The 17248-nt window shown below is 40.3% G+C and carries 15 protein-coding genes; 13 read left to right on the top strand and 2 right to left on the bottom strand.

The window, feature by feature from the left end:
- Positions 1-16: 16 nt before the first annotated feature.
- Positions 17-2434 carry a TonB-dependent receptor gene (locus CWC17_RS07025; RefSeq protein ID WP_138612452.1) on the bottom strand — a complete coding sequence of 806 codons (2418 nt, stop codon included), beginning with the start codon at positions 2432-2434 and terminating at the stop codon, positions 17-19.
- A 210-nt stretch (positions 2435-2644) separates the two neighbouring features.
- The gene (locus tag CWC17_RS07020; RefSeq protein ID WP_138612451.1) at positions 2645-3916 is read right to left on the bottom strand and encodes a Xaa-Pro dipeptidase; all 1272 of its coding nucleotides are present in this window, start codon (positions 3914-3916) and stop codon (positions 2645-2647) included.
- Between the two features lie 152 nt (positions 3917-4068).
- Here CWC17_RS07020 and CWC17_RS07015 point away from each other — a divergent pair, with 152 nt between their 5' ends.
- The 13 genes from CWC17_RS07015 (at position 4069) to CWC17_RS06955 (ending at position 17016) form a co-directional block, all read left to right on the top strand.
- Positions 4069-5910, top strand: a complete 1842-nt coding sequence (locus CWC17_RS07015) for a DUF885 domain-containing protein (RefSeq protein WP_138612450.1) — start codon at positions 4069-4071, stop codon at positions 5908-5910.
- Positions 5911-6006: 96 nt separating this feature from the next.
- On the top strand, positions 6007-6519 hold the full coding sequence (locus CWC17_RS07010; RefSeq protein WP_138540033.1) for a YcgN family cysteine cluster protein: 513 nt from the start codon (positions 6007-6009) through the stop codon (positions 6517-6519).
- A complete protein-coding gene (locus CWC17_RS07005) occupies positions 6519-7031 on the top strand; it encodes an RNA methyltransferase (protein WP_138540034.1) in 513 nt (170 codons plus the stop codon). The genes CWC17_RS07010 and CWC17_RS07005 overlap by 1 nt, the downstream gene beginning before the upstream one ends.
- Positions 7032-7120: 89 nt before the next feature.
- A complete protein-coding gene (locus CWC17_RS07000; RefSeq protein WP_138540035.1) occupies positions 7121-8014 on the top strand; it encodes a substrate-binding periplasmic protein in 894 nt (297 codons plus the stop codon).
- A gap of 78 nt (positions 8015-8092) precedes the next feature.
- The gene (gene fucP, locus CWC17_RS06995; RefSeq protein ID WP_138612449.1) at positions 8093-9346 is read left to right on the top strand and encodes an L-fucose:H+ symporter permease; all 1254 of its coding nucleotides are present in this window, start codon (positions 8093-8095) and stop codon (positions 9344-9346) included.
- 627 nt (positions 9347-9973) lie between these two features.
- On the top strand, positions 9974-11077 hold the full coding sequence (locus CWC17_RS06990; protein WP_055017085.1) for a GGDEF domain-containing protein: 1104 nt from the start codon (positions 9974-9976) through the stop codon (positions 11075-11077).
- A complete protein-coding gene (locus tag CWC17_RS06985) occupies positions 11070-11684 on the top strand; it encodes a DsbA family protein (RefSeq protein WP_055017084.1) in 615 nt (204 codons plus the stop codon). Before CWC17_RS06990 ends, CWC17_RS06985 begins: the two co-directional genes overlap by 8 nt.
- A 231-nt stretch (positions 11685-11915) precedes the next feature.
- The gene (locus CWC17_RS06980; protein WP_055013619.1) at positions 11916-12668 is read left to right on the top strand and encodes a DUF3450 domain-containing protein; all 753 of its coding nucleotides are present in this window, start codon (positions 11916-11918) and stop codon (positions 12666-12668) included.
- A 10-nt stretch (positions 12669-12678) separates the two neighbouring features.
- Positions 12679-14046, top strand: a complete 1368-nt coding sequence (locus CWC17_RS06975) for a MotA/TolQ/ExbB proton channel family protein (RefSeq protein ID WP_138612448.1) — start codon at positions 12679-12681, stop codon at positions 14044-14046.
- A gap of 3 nt (positions 14047-14049) precedes the next feature.
- Positions 14050-14577, top strand: a complete 528-nt coding sequence (locus CWC17_RS06970; protein WP_055013617.1) for a MotA/TolQ/ExbB proton channel family protein — start codon at positions 14050-14052, stop codon at positions 14575-14577.
- A gap of 51 nt (positions 14578-14628) precedes the next feature.
- Entirely contained in the window at positions 14629-15042 is a 414-nt protein-coding gene (locus CWC17_RS06965) for an ExbD/TolR family protein (RefSeq protein ID WP_138612486.1), read from the top strand.
- Positions 15043-15054: 12 nt separating this feature from the next.
- The gene (locus tag CWC17_RS06960) at positions 15055-15660 is read left to right on the top strand and encodes an energy transducer TonB (protein WP_171042071.1); all 606 of its coding nucleotides are present in this window, start codon (positions 15055-15057) and stop codon (positions 15658-15660) included.
- A gap of 33 nt (positions 15661-15693) precedes the next feature.
- A complete protein-coding gene (locus tag CWC17_RS06955; protein ID WP_138612447.1) occupies positions 15694-17016 on the top strand; it encodes a tetratricopeptide repeat protein in 1323 nt (440 codons plus the stop codon).
- Positions 17017-17248 lie beyond the last annotated feature (232 nt).

The raw sequence follows: 17248 nt of genomic DNA, 5'->3' as shown, positions 1-17248 counted from the left end.
TAATTGCCTAGATGGGTTAAAGTGTGTAGCTAAAGCTTAGTTTAGCGTTACGCTCTTCGCCTGGCATCCCACCTAAAAACATGGCTTTAGAGTAGTACTTTTTATTAAACAAGTTGTTTAAATTAAGCTGCATATGCCATTTATCGGTCGTGTACGATACCGCAGCATCGTAAACGGTGTAGCTTGGTACATAGCCATCAGGAATACTAAATGAACTTGAGTTCGTGCTTCTGTTATCTACAAATGTAATACCACCACTGATATTAACAGCCTCTGGTAAATTAAACATATCTGCGTAGTAGGTAACCCACGTACTAGCAGTTACATATGGCACACCTTTTTGACGCGTATCGTAGCTGCTGCTATTTGGATTAGATTTATCGCGTGCATCTTGGTATACACCGTTTATATTTACTTTCCATTGCTCATTTAAATGTGCATTTAAATCAAGCTCTACACCTTTAGTTTGTTCTTCGCCATCGTAGTAGCTTTCTACTACATCAGGGCCTGATACACCGGCTTCATAAAGTGGGTTAGCGTATTCTAAATTAGTACGTGCGCTTTCAAATATCACAAGTGATGCTAATAATTGATCATCAAATGCTTTAAATCTAAAGCCTAAATCGTTACTAATAGACTCTGAATCTTCACGGTCGGCTTCATTGCCTGCTACTGAACCAAGTACACTGTAAGCAGTGCGTCCTTTAGCATGGTTAATAAATACCGAAAAGTCTTCAGTTGGTTGATATGTTGCGCCTAAGTTATATGTTAAGCCACTGTCAGATGTGTTTGCTTCAGGCGTTGGCTCAGCGCGGCTTGAGCTATAACGCTCATCTACACCAAAGTGCTCATACGTTTGCTTAATACGATTATACGCCACACCTACACGCGTAGTAAGCGCATCAGTTATGTAGCCTACATGTTGAATACCTAAACCCCATGCCTGTACTTTTTTATTATAGTCACTGGTTTTAAGTGGGTCGTAGTCGTCAAAGTTACCTGTTGGCCAATTTGGCGAGCGCATATCATAAATATACGGTAATGTGCCTTGGTAAAGTACTTCGCCTTCGCTGTCATAAATAACTTTGTCTGCATCGTAAATAGAGTACTGCTTAAAGCGAATGTTTCTGTCTTCGTAGTTTGCATTAACGAGTAGTTCGTTATCAATGTCACCAAGCATAAAGTCATAGCGTAAATCTAAAAAGTACTGCCAAGATTTTTCATCAGCTTCTACTTGGCGATATTCTTGGCGACGAGCAGCAAATGGGTATAATTCGCCGTCTTCTACTAATGGGGCACGTGGGTCATTATTAATAATGCCATCACGTGTTGAATACACGTAGTTAAACGCACCCGTTTGACGCGCAAAGCTTGATGTGTAATTACGGTATTGTAATTGTTGATTTAAAAATAAATCATCGGTAATGAAGTAATTATGCGTTAGCTTAAAGCGAAGCTCTTCACCTTCATTGTCATCTGCCATTGGAGAAATGATACCGTTAGTACCAAAATCATATGGTGTAAGTCCGTCGGTTGCTGAAAGTGAATTAGCAAGTTGTTCCTGTTGCGCGGCAGTAAGTTGTACACCGTTGCCTGAAGGATCATTTGCTAAATCGGCACCGGTTACTTCACCCGCAGTTAACCCATTGGCGGTCTCTGCGTTATAAATTCGAATAGGGTGGCCGATAGAGTCAACCGCGATAGAATCTTTTATGTAAGCGGCAGAGAGCATGATGTCTTGCTTGTCACTAAGCACATACTTAAGTGAGGTATACAGCTCGTCTCTGTCTTCTTTTAAATCACGAAAGCCATCGCTTGAGGCCGTTTTAGCCATTACGCGGTAGGCTAAGTCATCAGTAATTGCATTGGTGCTATCAAAGGCAAGTGAATAGCTATCCCATTGACCAAGCTCGGCAGAAATTTTGTGTTTTTCTTCAAATTCTGGCTTTTTTTCAATTAGGTTAATCACACCGCCCGCACTACCAATGCCATATAAACCCGTAGCTGGGCCTTTAAGTACTTCAACCGACTCAACATTAGTAAGTGAACGCGTTGGGTTGAATGTATTTCCTAAGCCGGCACCGCCGTACATGCCATCGTAGGTATAGTTAGCATCAAGGCCACGAATAACTAAATTGTCGCCTATACCGTAGTTATTTCCAGCTTGAGTTAAACCACTCACGTTACGTACAAGTTCTTGGAGGCTATCTACACCTTGTGACTCTATGAGTTCACGGTCAATGATTACAACCGGTGCCGGTGTTTCCATTAACGACATATCAGACTTCGTAGCAAGACCTGAGCTCATTACAACTTGATTTTGCTTTTCGTAAACACTAATGCGTTCTATATCTTTTTCAGCTGTTGTTGCAGCAACAGCTAACGATGAGTTTAAACACGCAAGTGTAACAAGAGAGTATTTGAATTTTTTCATGTTGATAATAATTCGCATTTATTAAAGTGTGCGAATAGTAATAGTTATTATTCGTTAAGTGAATAAAAAAGTCTAAAAAAGTGAAATTAATTGCGAAGTAGGTGAGTAATTGTTCAAAAAGGTAAATTTAAGGTTAGCTTTTATGCGGAAATTAAAAAGCATGGATTTAGAAACTTCCATGCTTTTATAAATCAGTACACGTATTTGTAACTACTTTTTATAAACAACGCCCGCTTTCATAACAAAAGGAATGTGCTCAAGCACAGAAATGTCCTCAAGAGGATTACCGTCAACTGCAATAATGTCGGCTGCAAATCCTGGTTTTAACTGACCCAGTTTATTCTCCATTTTTAATAGCTTTGCACTGTTAATCGTGGCAGCCTGAATAGCCTGTAGTTCGCTCATGCCAAATTTAACCATACGGCTAAATTGTTTTGCGTTATCGCCATGGGGATAAATAGCAGCATCGGTACCAAATACCATATTTACACCTGCGTTTACCGCGCGTTTAAAGCTATCACGCTGCTTTTTAGACACCTGACGTTCTTTATTGAGGTTTTCTTCATCTACGCCATTTTGCTTACCAAAGCTTAGTGTATATTCGGTATTGTAAATATCCATAGAAAGCCAAGTGCCATGTTTTTTAGCAAGCTCTATGGCTTCATCATCTAAAAAGCTGGCATGTTCAATGCTATCTACGCCAGCTTTTATGGCGGTTTTAATACCGCTTGTGCCATGTGCGTGAGCCGCTACAGGTAGGTCGCGCATATGGGCTTCATCTACAATCGCTTTCATTTCTTCAAATGAATATTGCTGTACACCTACTTTTGTTCCTTTAGAAAAAACGCCCCCTGTGGCACAAAACTTAATCGCATTAGCGCCATACTTTATGTTTTCGCGCACTTTTACGCGTGCAGCCCATGGGCCATCAGCTACCCCTGTTGAAGTATATTTTAGCTCAGGCGGTAAACGGTTATTGTCACAATGTCCGCCTGTAATACCAAGCGATGGGCCCGCCGCCCAGATTCGAGGGCCTATAATGTCGCCAGCGTTAATCCCGTCACGTACTGCAATCACACTGTAGCCTTGTGCACCTACATTTCTAAGGGTGGTAAAACCAGCAAGCAATGTTTTTTTAGCAAAATGCGCGGCTTTAATAGCCATGCGTGGTACCGACTGACTTAAACGCTCACTTCGCGATACTGTTGGGTCACTAGTTAAATGTACATGCATATCCATAAGCCCCGGCATTAAAGTAAGCTTGGGTAAATCAATATGCTGATCATCTTTGGTTATTTTTGGTGTTCTGTTTGGAGTAACCTCGGTTATTACCCCATTATCTATTGTGAGCAAGGGGGAGTGAATAACCTCACCTGTTTTTACATCTATTAATGCTTTAGCAGTTACATAAGTAAGGGCTTGCGCGTTAAAAGTTCCTAAACACATAAGTGCAACGGAGGCGCTGAGTAGCTTTTTTTTCATTGTGTTTTTCTTCTGATGGCGGTTCATTAATTAAAATGTAACAACCTAATATAAAAGTGTAAATATAATAGATTAATCGCCATTTATCGTAATTACTTTATTAACGCAGGTTAAATGCGCATAATCGGCTGACGATACTAAAAAGGATTATCATGAAATCAATTAAACTTGCCTTAGTTGCTAGTGGCGTTATGTTTGCATTAAGCGGCTGTATGAACACACAAACCAGTAATAACACAGGTAGTAGTGCACAGCTAAACACGTCAAACGCACCCGCAGCTATTGTTTCAGAGCTTTCTTATGAGCAGCAATTAGATGTGCTTGTAGCCCAATATTATAACGAGTTACTGAGCTTTAAACCTATTAATGCAACCTACAGTGGTCGCAGTGAATTCAACGATAAGTTTACCCCAGAGATTTCATCTAAAAATCTAGCTAAAAAAAACGCTTTTTATAAAAAGTACCAGCAGCGTCTTGCCCTTATTGATAAATCGCAATTAACAGGGCAGGCACTTTTAAGTTACGAAATACTAGCGCGAGATTTGGCGCTTAATTTGGAAGGTATGCAATTTCCATCTTACATGCTGCCAATAAACCAAATGGCAGGCGCTCATAATACCTTTGCGGGTTTTGGCTCAGGGCAAAGCGCACAACCGTTTAATACAGCCGAAGATTATAGTCATTTTATAAAGCGCAGCGAAGGTTTTTTAGCTTGGCTTGCAAGTGTTCAACGCTCAATGGGGGAAGGTTTAAAGCAAGGTATTTCTTTACCAAAACCTTTAGCTAAAAAACTACAGCCGCAATTTGCAGCGCATGTTGTTAAACGTGCTGAAGACTCTTTATTTTGGGGACCAATTAAAAACTTCCCTGAATCATTTACCTCAGATCAAAAAGAGACGATCACAGCGCAGTATCGCTCACTTATTATGACGCAATTAGTACCGGCTTATAAAAGTATGAGTGATTTTTTAGTTAATGAATACATTCCTAATAGTCGTACAACGGTTGGCTATAGTGATTTACCAAATGGTAAAGCATGGTATGAATACCAAATTAAAAAAAATACCACATTGAGTTTATCTGCGGATGAAATACACGCCATTGGGTTAAGTGAAGTTTCACGCATTTTAGATGAAATGAAAAAAGTAAAACAGGATGTTGGATTTAATGGGTCATTGGCTGATTTTTTTCAGCACTTACGTGATTCAGATGAGTTTTATTACGAGACGCCAGAGGCATTAATAACTGCGTATGAAGATGTTAAGCAAAAAATAGATGCACGTGTTCCTTTATTATTCGATATTGCCCCTAAAGCCCCCTATGTAGTTAAAGCGGTTGAACCTTACCGAGCGCAATCTGCTGCGGGCGCATCTTATGCGGCCCCAGCACCCGATGGTTCACGCCCCGGTATTTTTTATATAAACACGTTTAATTTAAAAGCACAGCCAAAGTTTTTGCTTGAAACACTCTCTATACATGAAGCTGCACCGGGTCATCACTTTCAAATTGCCCTACAGCAAGAAATAGAAGGCTTACCCGACTTTAGAAAGTTTGGTGGCTACACCGTATTTGCTGAGGGTTGGGCATTGTATGCAGAAAGCTTAGGCAAAGAACTTGGCTTATTTACCGACCCTTATATGTGGTATGGGCGTTTAGCGGATGAGCAACTTAGAGCGATGCGTTTGGTGCTCGATACTGGCTTTCATGCAAAAGGTTGGACTCGTCAGCAGGGGATTGATTACATGCTAGCTAATTCATCTATGGCTAAAAGCGATGTAATTGCAGAGGTTGAGCGTTATATAGCATGGCCTGGCCAAGCCCTTTCGTACAAGTTAGGTGAGTTTAAAATTAAACAGCTGCGTGATTACGTTAAAAAGGCGCTAGGCGATAAGTTTGATATTAAAGCTTTCCACACTCAAATACTGATTGACGGCGCACTACCAATGCCAATTTTAGAAGAAAAAATTAAACGTTGGGTTGCTACGCAGCAATAATACAATACCCGAACGCCCGTGTTGATAAAAGCACGGGCTTTGCGCGTATAGCTGCAATACGTTAGAATGCGCGCTCTTTAGGGGCGCGAGTAAATTATGTTTGATCAAGAATTAGCAAATACACAGTTTTGGCTTAAAAAAAGTTTAGCCGATATGAACCAAAACGAATGGGAAGCGATTTGTGATGGTTGCGGAAAATGTTGTTTAAACACCTTTATTGACAGTGAGGATGAAGACGAGTTTACCGCTACAGATCAATTACGCGAAGGTGAAGAACTTATTTTCACTAACATTGTTTGCCAATACCTTGATAACAACACTTGTGGTTGTAGCGAATACGAAAACCGCCAGACGCTTGTCCCTTCATGCGTTAAGCTTACCAAAGCTAACCTTAAAGATATCTTTTTTATGCCGCAAAGCTGCAGTTATCGCCGATTACACGAAGGCCGTGGTTTAGCATCGTGGCACCCGCTTTTAAACAATGGCGAAAAATCACAAATGCATGAGCTAGGTATATCCGTTAAAGATAAAACAGTAAAAGACTGTGACGTAAATCTTGATGACTTTGATTTATACATAGCTGAGTGGCCCACTAAGGATTGCGATTAATGAGCAACTTAAAAGCTAGCATAGGTCTAATAAACCCTAAAAGCCCTACAAATGTAGGCGGTGTTTTACGTGCTGCGGGTTGCTACGATGCAAAGCAAGTTTTCTTTACCGGTAGCCGTTATTTAAACGCTAAAAAGTTTCATACCGATACTAAAAACGTTGTTGAGCGGATCCCCTTAAATGGCACTGATAATCTACAAAGCGTTAAACCAGAAGGTGCAACTGTTGTGGTTATTGAACTCATTGAAGGCGCGACTCCTTTGCCTGATTTTAAGCACCCAGAAAATGCATTTTATTTATTTGGCCCTGAAGACGGCTCTATACCAAAAGATGTTTTAAAATGGTGTGATGAAGTCGTGTACGTGCCAACTATTGGCTGTATGAACCTTGCTGCTACTTGTAATGTCGTATTGTACGACCGTTTAGCAAAGCTCGGTGGTGTAGAGAGTAGTGATTCAACCATTATTAGTTCGCGTGATACCAATAATAAAATGAAGTGGGATAAAACCTAAGCTTCGAGCAAAACTATCTTAATAAAATTTCTTTTACTTTGCGTACTTAGTTCTACACTTTAGGGAAATATCCCAAATAAAGTGTAACTATGCGCATATTGTTAGTTTTGTTTTTACTTTCACCTTTTTGCTTTGCTCAGGTCCCTGTGACTTATATGCAGGACGATACATCCTACACTGTAACAGGTGAGCGCTATAAATCAGGTTATTTATTTAGCGCACCTAACAGCACTAAAACTATTCACGTTGTTACTGAAGATTGGCCGCCTTACATTGGCGACAAACTGTGTAATAAAGGGTGGGTGTATCAATTTACCGTATCTATATTTAACAGTGCTGGCTATAGCGTTTACATTGAATTTGTTCCGTGGGCAAGAGCTGTTCGTGCCGTTGAATTAGGTAAAGCAGATATATTAATGCCAGAATACTTTATCGAAGATACCGCACCTTCTGATTACGTACCACACCAAACTCGTCGAAAATTACTTGGCCTTTCTAATTCGTTTGAAGGCGGCAATATAGGCTTTTTAAAGCGCAGAGGCGAGCCCGATAGGTTTAATGGCAATTTAAAGTCATTAAAGGGCTCGCGTATTGGGGTAGTCAGGGGCTATCAAAATACGCCTGAGTTTGATGCCATGATGGATAATAACGAATTTATTATTATTAACGCCGTTGATGATTTACAGCTTGTAAAATTACTGGCGGCTGAGCGTGTGGATTTAATTATAGGCGACCCCGCTGTACTGATTTACTCGGTTAAATATGCCTCTTTACCCGATAACGAGAAACAGGCATTACTCAGTGCTATTGAACCAGAAAGTCACCCAATTCAGTTTAATCCCTTCTACTTTGCTATTAGCAAAAAAACGCCTAATTGGTTATCTATTCTAGAAGGTATTAATACGGCTTTGTACAAGTTTAAAAATAGTGGCGAAACACAAAGGCTCAAAAAAACCTTAATGAATGAATGTGATTTGTTGTAACGTTCCAATTATTTTGTGCTTTTAATATGTCTTAAACGTGTAAAATCATTTTCAACTTGTTAATGGAGTGAAAATGACGTGAGTGAAATAAATACCAATCAATCATTTGCGGTCAAAGAGCAACAAAATAAAAATTACCTGTTACCGCTGACTGCAATGACCACACTGTTTTTTTTATGGGGTTTTATTACTGTTTTAAACGACGTACTAATTCCTCGTCTTAAAGGCGTTTTTGACCTAACTTACTTTGAAGCAATGCTGGTACAGTTTTGCTTTTTTGGCGCCTATTTTATTGTCTCTATTCCGGCTGGAATATTGGTTAAACAATTAGGTTATAAAAAAGGCATACTAACCGGCCTAGTGGTTGCCTCAATTGGCTGTATGCTGTTTTACCCTGCAGTAGTGGTGCATGAATACTGGTTGTTTTTAGGTGCATTATTTGTACTTGCTGCCGGTGTAACTGTTTTGCAGGTTTCTGCAAACCCGTACGTAGCTGCTCTAGGGCCCGAAAAGACCGCGTCATCAAGGCTAAATTTAGCCCAAGCGCTTAATGCTTTGGGTACAACAGTAGGCCCATATGTTGGGGGAATACTCTTTTTTGGTACAGCGGGAACACTAGCGGCTAGTGCCGCAAGCGCTGAATCTGTAAAAGTGCCTTATTTAATGTTAGCAGCGGCCTTACTGATTATTGCGATTGTGTTCGCCTTTATTAAATTGCCTGACATAGAAGGGCATAAAGAAGAAAATAACCCAATTAATGAAACTCGTTCATTAACACAAGCACCCCATTTAACAATGGGTGTACTGGCTATTTTTTGCTATGTAGGTGGTGAAGTTGCTATTGGTAGTTTTTTAGTTAACTTTTTTGGTGAAGCGCATATAGCAGGGCTTGAAGAACACGCTGCTGCCGCACTAATCAGCTACTACTGGGGCGGAGCTATGGTTGGTCGCTTTATTGGCTCAGCTTTACTGCAAAAGATAGCGCCTTCAAAAGCGTTGGCTTTTAATGCCTGTATGGTAATTGCCTTATTACTTGTGACTATATTTACACAAGGTGATGTTGCGCTGTACGCGGTTCTTGCAATTGGTTTATTTAACTCAATTATGTTCCCAACTATTTTTTCTGTTGCTATAGAGCGCTTAGGATCATTGACTAGTAAGGGATCTGGCTGGTTGTGTTTGGCAATTGTAGGCGGGGCATTGGTGCCTTTATTACAAGGGTACATTGCTGATGTTGTTAATATACAGCAAAGCTTTTTTGTTCCGCTAGTGTGTTACGTATTTATTGCTTGGTATGGCTTGAACGTGGTTCGTCTAGCTAAAAAATGGTAAATACGCTTGTATATAAGAGCGACTGAATACGTATTCAGTCGCTTTTTTATAACAAATTTGTAGGAACGTTCCAGTTAGTTTGGGTTTGACCGCAAATAATGTCGTATATTCAATATGTATCATCAAATAGCTGGTTCTTTATTCTTATTTTAAGTTCAAATTGAGCTTATCTAACTTGTTATTAGCGACACACCTTTAAATATTTGTTAAAAATACACGCTATAACAAATAATTAAAAAAGGCGTTCATGCTGTATTCACCCAACTTTAACTCGCACCGTATTGTTTCTTTGGCCTTATCAATAAATAATTCCTCGAAATCGGCTTCGGCCAATTAAATAAGCATTGCTTCAAAAATTACATACAAGTGGTTAGCAGAGCGCCGTGTAAATGCAAAAAATTATATTGATAAGTTTGGCAACTATTCACCAGTACAAAACCATTATCGGATCAGTGCAACAAAGTATGATTAGTTATAGTGGGCACAAATCAGTGCTAAAAAGCGTTTTTAAGTATTAAGCTTTGGCCGTCGCTACAGCACAAAAAATTTAAAAAAACACTTATACTGAATGTACTAAACTTAAGTTGCAATTTAGCACACGTGGTTCAAAAGTTTAGAGTTTAAAATATGGCAAAAAAATCAGTGTCAGGACAAAGTTGGTTAAGCCTTATCAACATCGATAAGGTGTATAGCTCGGATAAACAGCGCCAAGCGTTTTCGTTATTTACCATGATAGCCATTGCTATTATTGTTATCTCCATGTTGGTGGTGTTTAACTACAAGGTGTATTCGCCCATACTCACTGTTTCGTTAATAGCGGTAAATATTACCCTTATTAGTGGCGCTTTTTATTTTATAAAAACGGCCAAACTTGAAATGGTTGCATTAATAAGTATGTGTATTGTGTTTATTATGTGTGTGGCATTGACTTACACGGGAGGGAAAGAAAATACAGCGCTTTATTGGCTTATGTTTTACCCAGTGGTGTGCTTTGCAGCATTAGGCGTAAAGCATGGCTGTAGGCTTGGCTTAGGTTTATTATTGTGTTGCAGCGTTATTTTGTACGGACCTGATTTTGGGCAAGTTGCTTATGGTAGCGTTGAAAAGTCTCGTTTTTTAGCGTCGTTTACGCTTGTATTTATTTTTTCGTTTATTGGCGAATACTTTCGGTTTAAAAGCCACTTGGCCATTGCCGATATAACGCTTGCACAAACGCAAGATGCCTATACTGATCAGCTTACGGGTGGCGCGAACAGGCGTTTTATCTCTGCTCACTTTTTAAAATTAGCCGCTAAAACGCCTGAAAAATACCTGCCGTTTTCTATTTTATTACTTGATTTGGATTTCTTTAAACGACTAAATGACACCTATGGTCACGATTTTGGTGACATTGTATTGATTGAGTTTACAAAATTACTCGACTCACAATTTCCAAGCTCTGCAGTCAAAGCACGCTATGGCGGTGAAGAATTTGTGGTTATCTTACCTAAGGAAACGGCCTCAGCAGCTACAAAAATAGCCGATAGTTTTAAACAGTGTGTCGCAAAGCAAGCTATCTTAACAGATGATAATGAGCGGGTATTTATTACTTGTAGTATAGGTGTGGCACAGGTGGATAACGTGGAACATTTTAGCGCAGCACTTAAACAGGCTGATGAATACTTATACCTTGCCAAAGAGCGAGGCCGAAATCGAGTTGTATCAAAACACACGCAGGAGCCCTATGAGTAAAACTAAACTTATTTATGTACATGATCCTATGTGCAGTTGGTGTTGGGGTTATAAACCAACGTGGTTAAAGCTAAAAGCTGCGCTGTCTTCGCAGCTGACAATAGAATACAGAGTAGGAGGGCTTGCGCCAGATAGCCAAGAGCCGATGCCAGAAAATATGCGCGCCATGCTCCAAAGCACGTGGCATAAAATTAGTGCGATGTTGGGAACACAGTTTAATTTTGATTTTTGGCAGGTTTGTCAGCCAAGGCGCTCTACTTATCCAGCCTGCAGAGCAGCAATTATTGCCAGAGCGCATAATAAAGAGCCACAAATGATAGAGGCAATTCAACATGCTTATTATCTACATGCTCAAAACCCATCTGATGAAAGTACCCTCATTACCTTAGCTGAAAAAATCGGCCTAGATAAACAACAGTTTTTTGAAGAGCTTTACTCAGAGGCTTTGAATCAGAAATTACATGCGGAGTTAGCATTTAATGCAAGTTTGCCAATACAAGGCTTTCCTTCGTTAGTATTAATAACTGATAATAAAGCCATAGCAATTAAAATAAATTACACCGACCATCAGCAAACCCTAAATACGATTAATAGTTTATTGGCCTAATGGGCTAACACGTTACATCTATTTACTGTTTTACCCAGTATATATCGCCTCAATACTCACAGTGAGTCTGTTTTGTTACAGGTGTAATAAAACAGACTTTTTTGCGCAACATGTCTGTCATTATTCCTCTATACAATTTCACTCATTGAAAATCTTTAGCCTAAAAGAAGTCAGTTTAGGCTAAAAAAACAAACTAGCAAATCCGCTAATTAACGAGTAAAGGTGTATGCGATGAAAGGCGTTAAACCATTGATCTTAGCAGGTATTGTAGCAGCAAGTGCTGCAGTGCATGCCAATGATTTAGAAAAGGTTATCGATAAAAGCAGTGAAATAAATAAATCAGCTGCGCAATCACAAACAAAAATAGACAAGATTGCTGATTCAATGCAAGGACGTCTTCAACAGTTTAAAGTCCTCAATAAAGAAATCGATGGCTTAACTGTTTATAACGCGCAATTAACTAAACAGTTAAATAATCAAATTGAAGAAATGGAGTCACTTAATCTTTCAATGGATCAAGTCTCTATTATTGAACGCCAGATCACCCCACTAATGCTGCGTATGATTGAAGGGCTTGAGCAATTTGTAGCCCTTGATGTGCCATTTTTGCAAGAAGAGCGCACTGAGCGCATTCGCTCTTTAAACACAATGATGGACCGTGCAGATATTAACTCAAGCGAAAAATTCCGCCGCGTATTAGAAGCATACCAAGTAGAAGTTGATTACGGACGCACTATTGAAGCCTACACCTCACTGCTAACGGTAGATGGTAAAGAGCGTGAAGTAGACTTTTTGCGCATTGGCCGCTTAGAGCTTATTTATTTAACACGTGATGGTAAGCAAGCTGGTAGTTGGGATAACGACACTAAGTCGTTTTCTACTTTACCAGATTCCACAATTAGTCAAATTAATAAAGGTTTACGCATTGCGCGTAAGCAGCTTGCCCCAGATATGTTAACTCTGCCAGTACACGCAGCAGAATAAGAGGTTGAAGATGAAACTGTTTACTCAAATGACAAAAATGGCCCTTTTTGCTGCAAGCCTAAGCTTTGCAGGCGCAAGTGTGGCAGCTGAGCCTATGAACTTAGACTCACTATTAAAAACACTTGAAGAAGGCAAATCGGCTCAAAGCGAGCAAAACAAGCAACGCGAACAAGAATTTATGGCGCGCCAAAACGAACAAGTACAAATGCTTAACAATATACAAGCAAAGCGTAATCAAATGCTTGGCGAGTCTGAGCGTTTAGAAACACAGTTTGAAGAAAACGAAATTAAACTTGCTAACCTAACAGATACACTGTCTAAACGAATGGGTTCTTTAAAAGAGCTATTTGGCGTGCTTCAGCAAGTTGCAGGTGATTCTAGCAATAAGTTTGCAACTTCTGTGGTATCAGCTGAAATTGCGGGTCGTAGTACTTTTATGGATGAGCTTGCTCAAAAAATGGGTTCTACTTCAAAGCTTGCCTCTATCGAAGATATTGAAAAAGTATGGTTTGAGCTACAACGCGAAATGACAGAGCAAGGCAAAGTTAGCCGCTTTACTACCGATGTAATTGTACAAGGTGGTGAAAAAGCACAACAAGAAGTGGTGCGTGTAGGTGCTTTTAACTTAATCTCTAACGGTAAATACCTAGAATTTAACCCAGTAACAAATACCTTAAGCGAGTTAAATCGCCAGCCTGTAGCACGTTTTACTGCAACTGCACAGGAATTACAAAATGCTAAAAGCGGTGTTGTACAGTTTGCGCTTGACCCAACGGGTGGCTCAATTTTAGGCTTATTAGTGCAAGCACCCGATACGCAAGAGCGTGTACATCAAGGTGGCACAGTAGGTTATGTTATTTTGGGTGTAGGTGTTATTGCTTTACTTATTTCACTTGAGCGTTTTTTCTCATTACTGGTTATTGGCGGTAAAGTACGTCGTCAGCTTAAAGATGATGTAGCACGCGATGACAACCCACTTGGCCGCGTAATGAAAGTAAAAGATCAGTTCCCTGATGTAGCCCACGACACATTAGAGCTTAAATTAAGCGAGGCTATTTTACGTGAAATGCCAAAAGTAACGCGTAATTTAACGCTTATTAAAATCATCTCGGTGGTGGCGCCGCTGCTAGGTTTACTCGGTACCGTTACCGGTATGATCAACACTTTCCAAGCAATCACATTATTTGGTACAGGCGACCCTAAACTAATGGCTGGTGGTATTTCGCAAGCATTGGTAACAACGGTGCTAGGCTTAGTTGTGGCAATTCCGACGGTATTTTTATACACCCTACTTAATACCCGCGCTAAAAACATTTTGCTTACTATTCAAGAGCAAAGCGCAGGTATCATCGCACAGCGAAGCGAGAAGGGAGCATAAACCATGGTGCTATTGATTGACTCAATCAATGCTATCCGTGATTTTCTCGACACTGGTGGCCAAGTCCTCTTGGTCATCGGGGTGTTAATCTTCGCGATGTGGTTATTGATACTCGAGCGATTTATTTATTTTTTCAAAGGCTTTAGTCGTTACAAGCAAAAGCTAAAAGCGCAGTGGAAAAACCGTGCAGAGCGCAATAGCTGGAATGCTGAACAAATTCGCCAGGCAATGATCTCTCGTGCCTCAATGCGTTTAGACACCAACTTAGCGCTGATAAATGTAATGGTTGCTTTGTGTCCGCTACTTGGCCTGCTAGGCACAGTAACCGGCATGATTGAAGTATTTGATGTAATGGCCATTACCGGTACGGGGAGTGCGCGCTCTATGGCATCAGGTGTTTCTAAAGCCACTATTCCAACCATGGCAGGTATGGTGGGTGCACTTTCGGGTGTATTTGCCTCTACGTTTTTACAACGCAAAGCCAAGCGCGAAGTTGAACTACTACAAGACAGCATGGTTTTAGACCATTAAGTAATATTTTGATAAGCGGCTTATAGAGTCGCTCATCCTAGGAGAATAATGATGAGAGCCCCATTAGGAAATCTATTTCAAGAAGATGACGCAGAAGAAATTAACATGACCCCAATGCTAGACGTTGTATTTATCATGCTTATTTTCTTTATTGTTACCGCCTCGTTTGTAAAAGAAGCCGGTATTGATGTAAACCGCCCAGAAGCCGTCACAGCGGTAAAAAAAGAACGCGCCAATATTTTAGTGGCTATTTCTGATAAGGGCGAGATTTGGATTAATAAACGCCAAATTGATGTACGCGCAGTGCAAGCGAATATTGAGCGCTTAAAAGCTGAAAACCCACAAGGGAGCGTGGTCATTCAGGCTGATAAAAAAGCCACCACTGATATGTTAATAAAAGTAATGGATGCGTCGCGTGCTGCGGGTGCATTTGATGTGTCAATTGCTGCACAAGATGCGTCTTAAGGGTTAGTCATGTTGCGATATTTAGTAGCATTAATAGTGGCGGGTGTAGTGACCTTTATGCTGTTTTTGGGCATGCAGGCACTGATCACCGGTGGTGAAGGTGCCATGTCGGAGCCAGTAAAAGGAAACGTTTTAGACTTTGTACGTTTGAAAAAAGAAGAAACCGTACAAAAGAAAGAACGTAAACCACAAAAGCCACCTACTCCAAAAGAGCCACCACCGCCAATGGAGTCGCCGCAAATGCAAAATAATGATGCAAACGCGGCCAGCAATAATTTTGATTTTGGTGCCGATGTAAGCAGCGATGTTGATTTAGCAGGTGGATTAGCGCTTGAAACAAGTGATGGTGAATACCTACCCATTGTAAAAGTAGCCCCTGTTTATCCGCGTCGTGCTTTGTCGCGTGGTATTGAAGGCTATGTCATTGTGGAATTTACAGTAACTAAGCAAGGCACAGTGCGCGACCCCCAAGTAGTAAAAGCGGTCCCTGAGTCACTGTTTGATAGAGCTGCCATGGATGCTGCACTTAAATTTAAATATAAACCGCGTGTAGTAAATGGTGAAGCCGTTGAAGTAGCCGGTGTTCAAAACAAAATATCTTTCCAAATTAATGGTTAACTTATCTTAATTGGATGAAATAGCGAGGCGATTATGAAATTACTACCTACAGCTAAAAATTTAAAACTGGCATTATTTTGCACTGCCGCGATTAGTGCAAGTATTGTGGTGCCAAGTACACTCAGCCTTATGCCTGGGATAAACGTAGCCATTGTCCATGCTGAGCAAAAAACAAAACGTGTCCCCGCACTGCGCGAAAAGGTATATACCCAGCTCGCTCGTGCGCAAAAGCTTGCCGACGAGGGCGATGTAAAAGGCGGCCTTGAAGCACTTGATAGCATTCAAGAGCGAGCGTCTAGTATGAACTCGTACGAAATTGCGATGATGCATAACTTTTACGGCTTTATTTATTACAACGAAAATGATTTGCCAAAAGCGATTGCCTCGTTTGAAAAAGTGGTAGCCGAGGAGGCTATTCCTGAATCATTACGTTTAAGTACCACGTTTAGCTTAGCACAGCTTGCAATGGCGAATGGTGAGTATAAAAAGGTAATTGCGTTTTTAGATAAGTGGGATGAAATAAATACCAAACCGATTACTGAAGGGTATTATCTACTTAGAGCGCAAACTTACTACCAGTTAAAAGAATACTCAAAGGGGCTTGAGTACATCAATCAAGTGATTTCGCCTAGTGACAGCGAAGGTAAAACCCCTAAAGAAAACTGGCTTGTATTACAACGTGCTATGTATTACTCACTTAATCAAACTGACAAAGTAGTCGCTGTGCTTGAACGTATGGTAAAGCTATACAATAAACCAGAGTATTGGGTTCAGCTAGCTGGTATGTACGGAGAAACCGGCAAAGAAAAAGAGCAACTCGCCGTAATAGAAGCGGCGTATCAACAAGGCTTTTTAAAAACCAAGTCTGACTTAAGACAGTTATCGCAAACTTACCTTTATAACGGCCTGGCATATAAAGCAGCTAAAACAATGAGTGATGCGATAGAAAAAGGCCTTGTAGAAAAATCAGCGAAAAACTATGCCTTTATTGCAGAGGCCATGATTCAAGCTAAAGAAGATGAAAAATCGATTAGCTACTTTGCAAAAGCGGCTGACCTATCAGAGCATGGTAAGTACGATCAACGCCTAGCTGAAGTTTACGTTAACACCGAGCAATACGAAGAAGCCGCTGATGCTGCGCGTAAAGCGCTTGATAAAGGCGGTCTTGATTTTGAATCAAATGCTTACGTTGCGTTAGGTATGGCGCAGTACAACATGCAAAATTTTGATGCGTCAATTTTAGCGTTTGAACAGGCTGAAAAACATAAAAAATCTCAGCGTTTGGCACAACAGTGGATCAAATATGTAAAGCGTGAAAAAGTGCATGCAGAAACTCTCAAAACAGCTTTATTGTAAATTTTAAAGCGCTTTACTCATTAAAAAGTAACGCTTGTAAACTATTTCATAATCGCAACACCAAAACCGCCTTAGGGCGGTTTTTTTCGTTGCTAAAATATTTAAGTTGCTGAATTTTAATTAATTACTATTGTCATTTTATGGTTACTAAAGTGTAACTGCTTTGTCATGTCCCTACAGTATCTTATTTGCATCCGATAACTCAGGTCACCTTAATGCATGAGTATCGTGC

This window comes from Pseudoalteromonas sp. S3785 (genome assembly GCF_005887365.1).
GTDB lineage: Bacteria > Pseudomonadota > Gammaproteobacteria > Enterobacterales > Alteromonadaceae > Pseudoalteromonas.
Note: the sequence above shows the minus strand (reverse complement) of the source record. Positions and strands in the feature narration are given on the sequence as shown.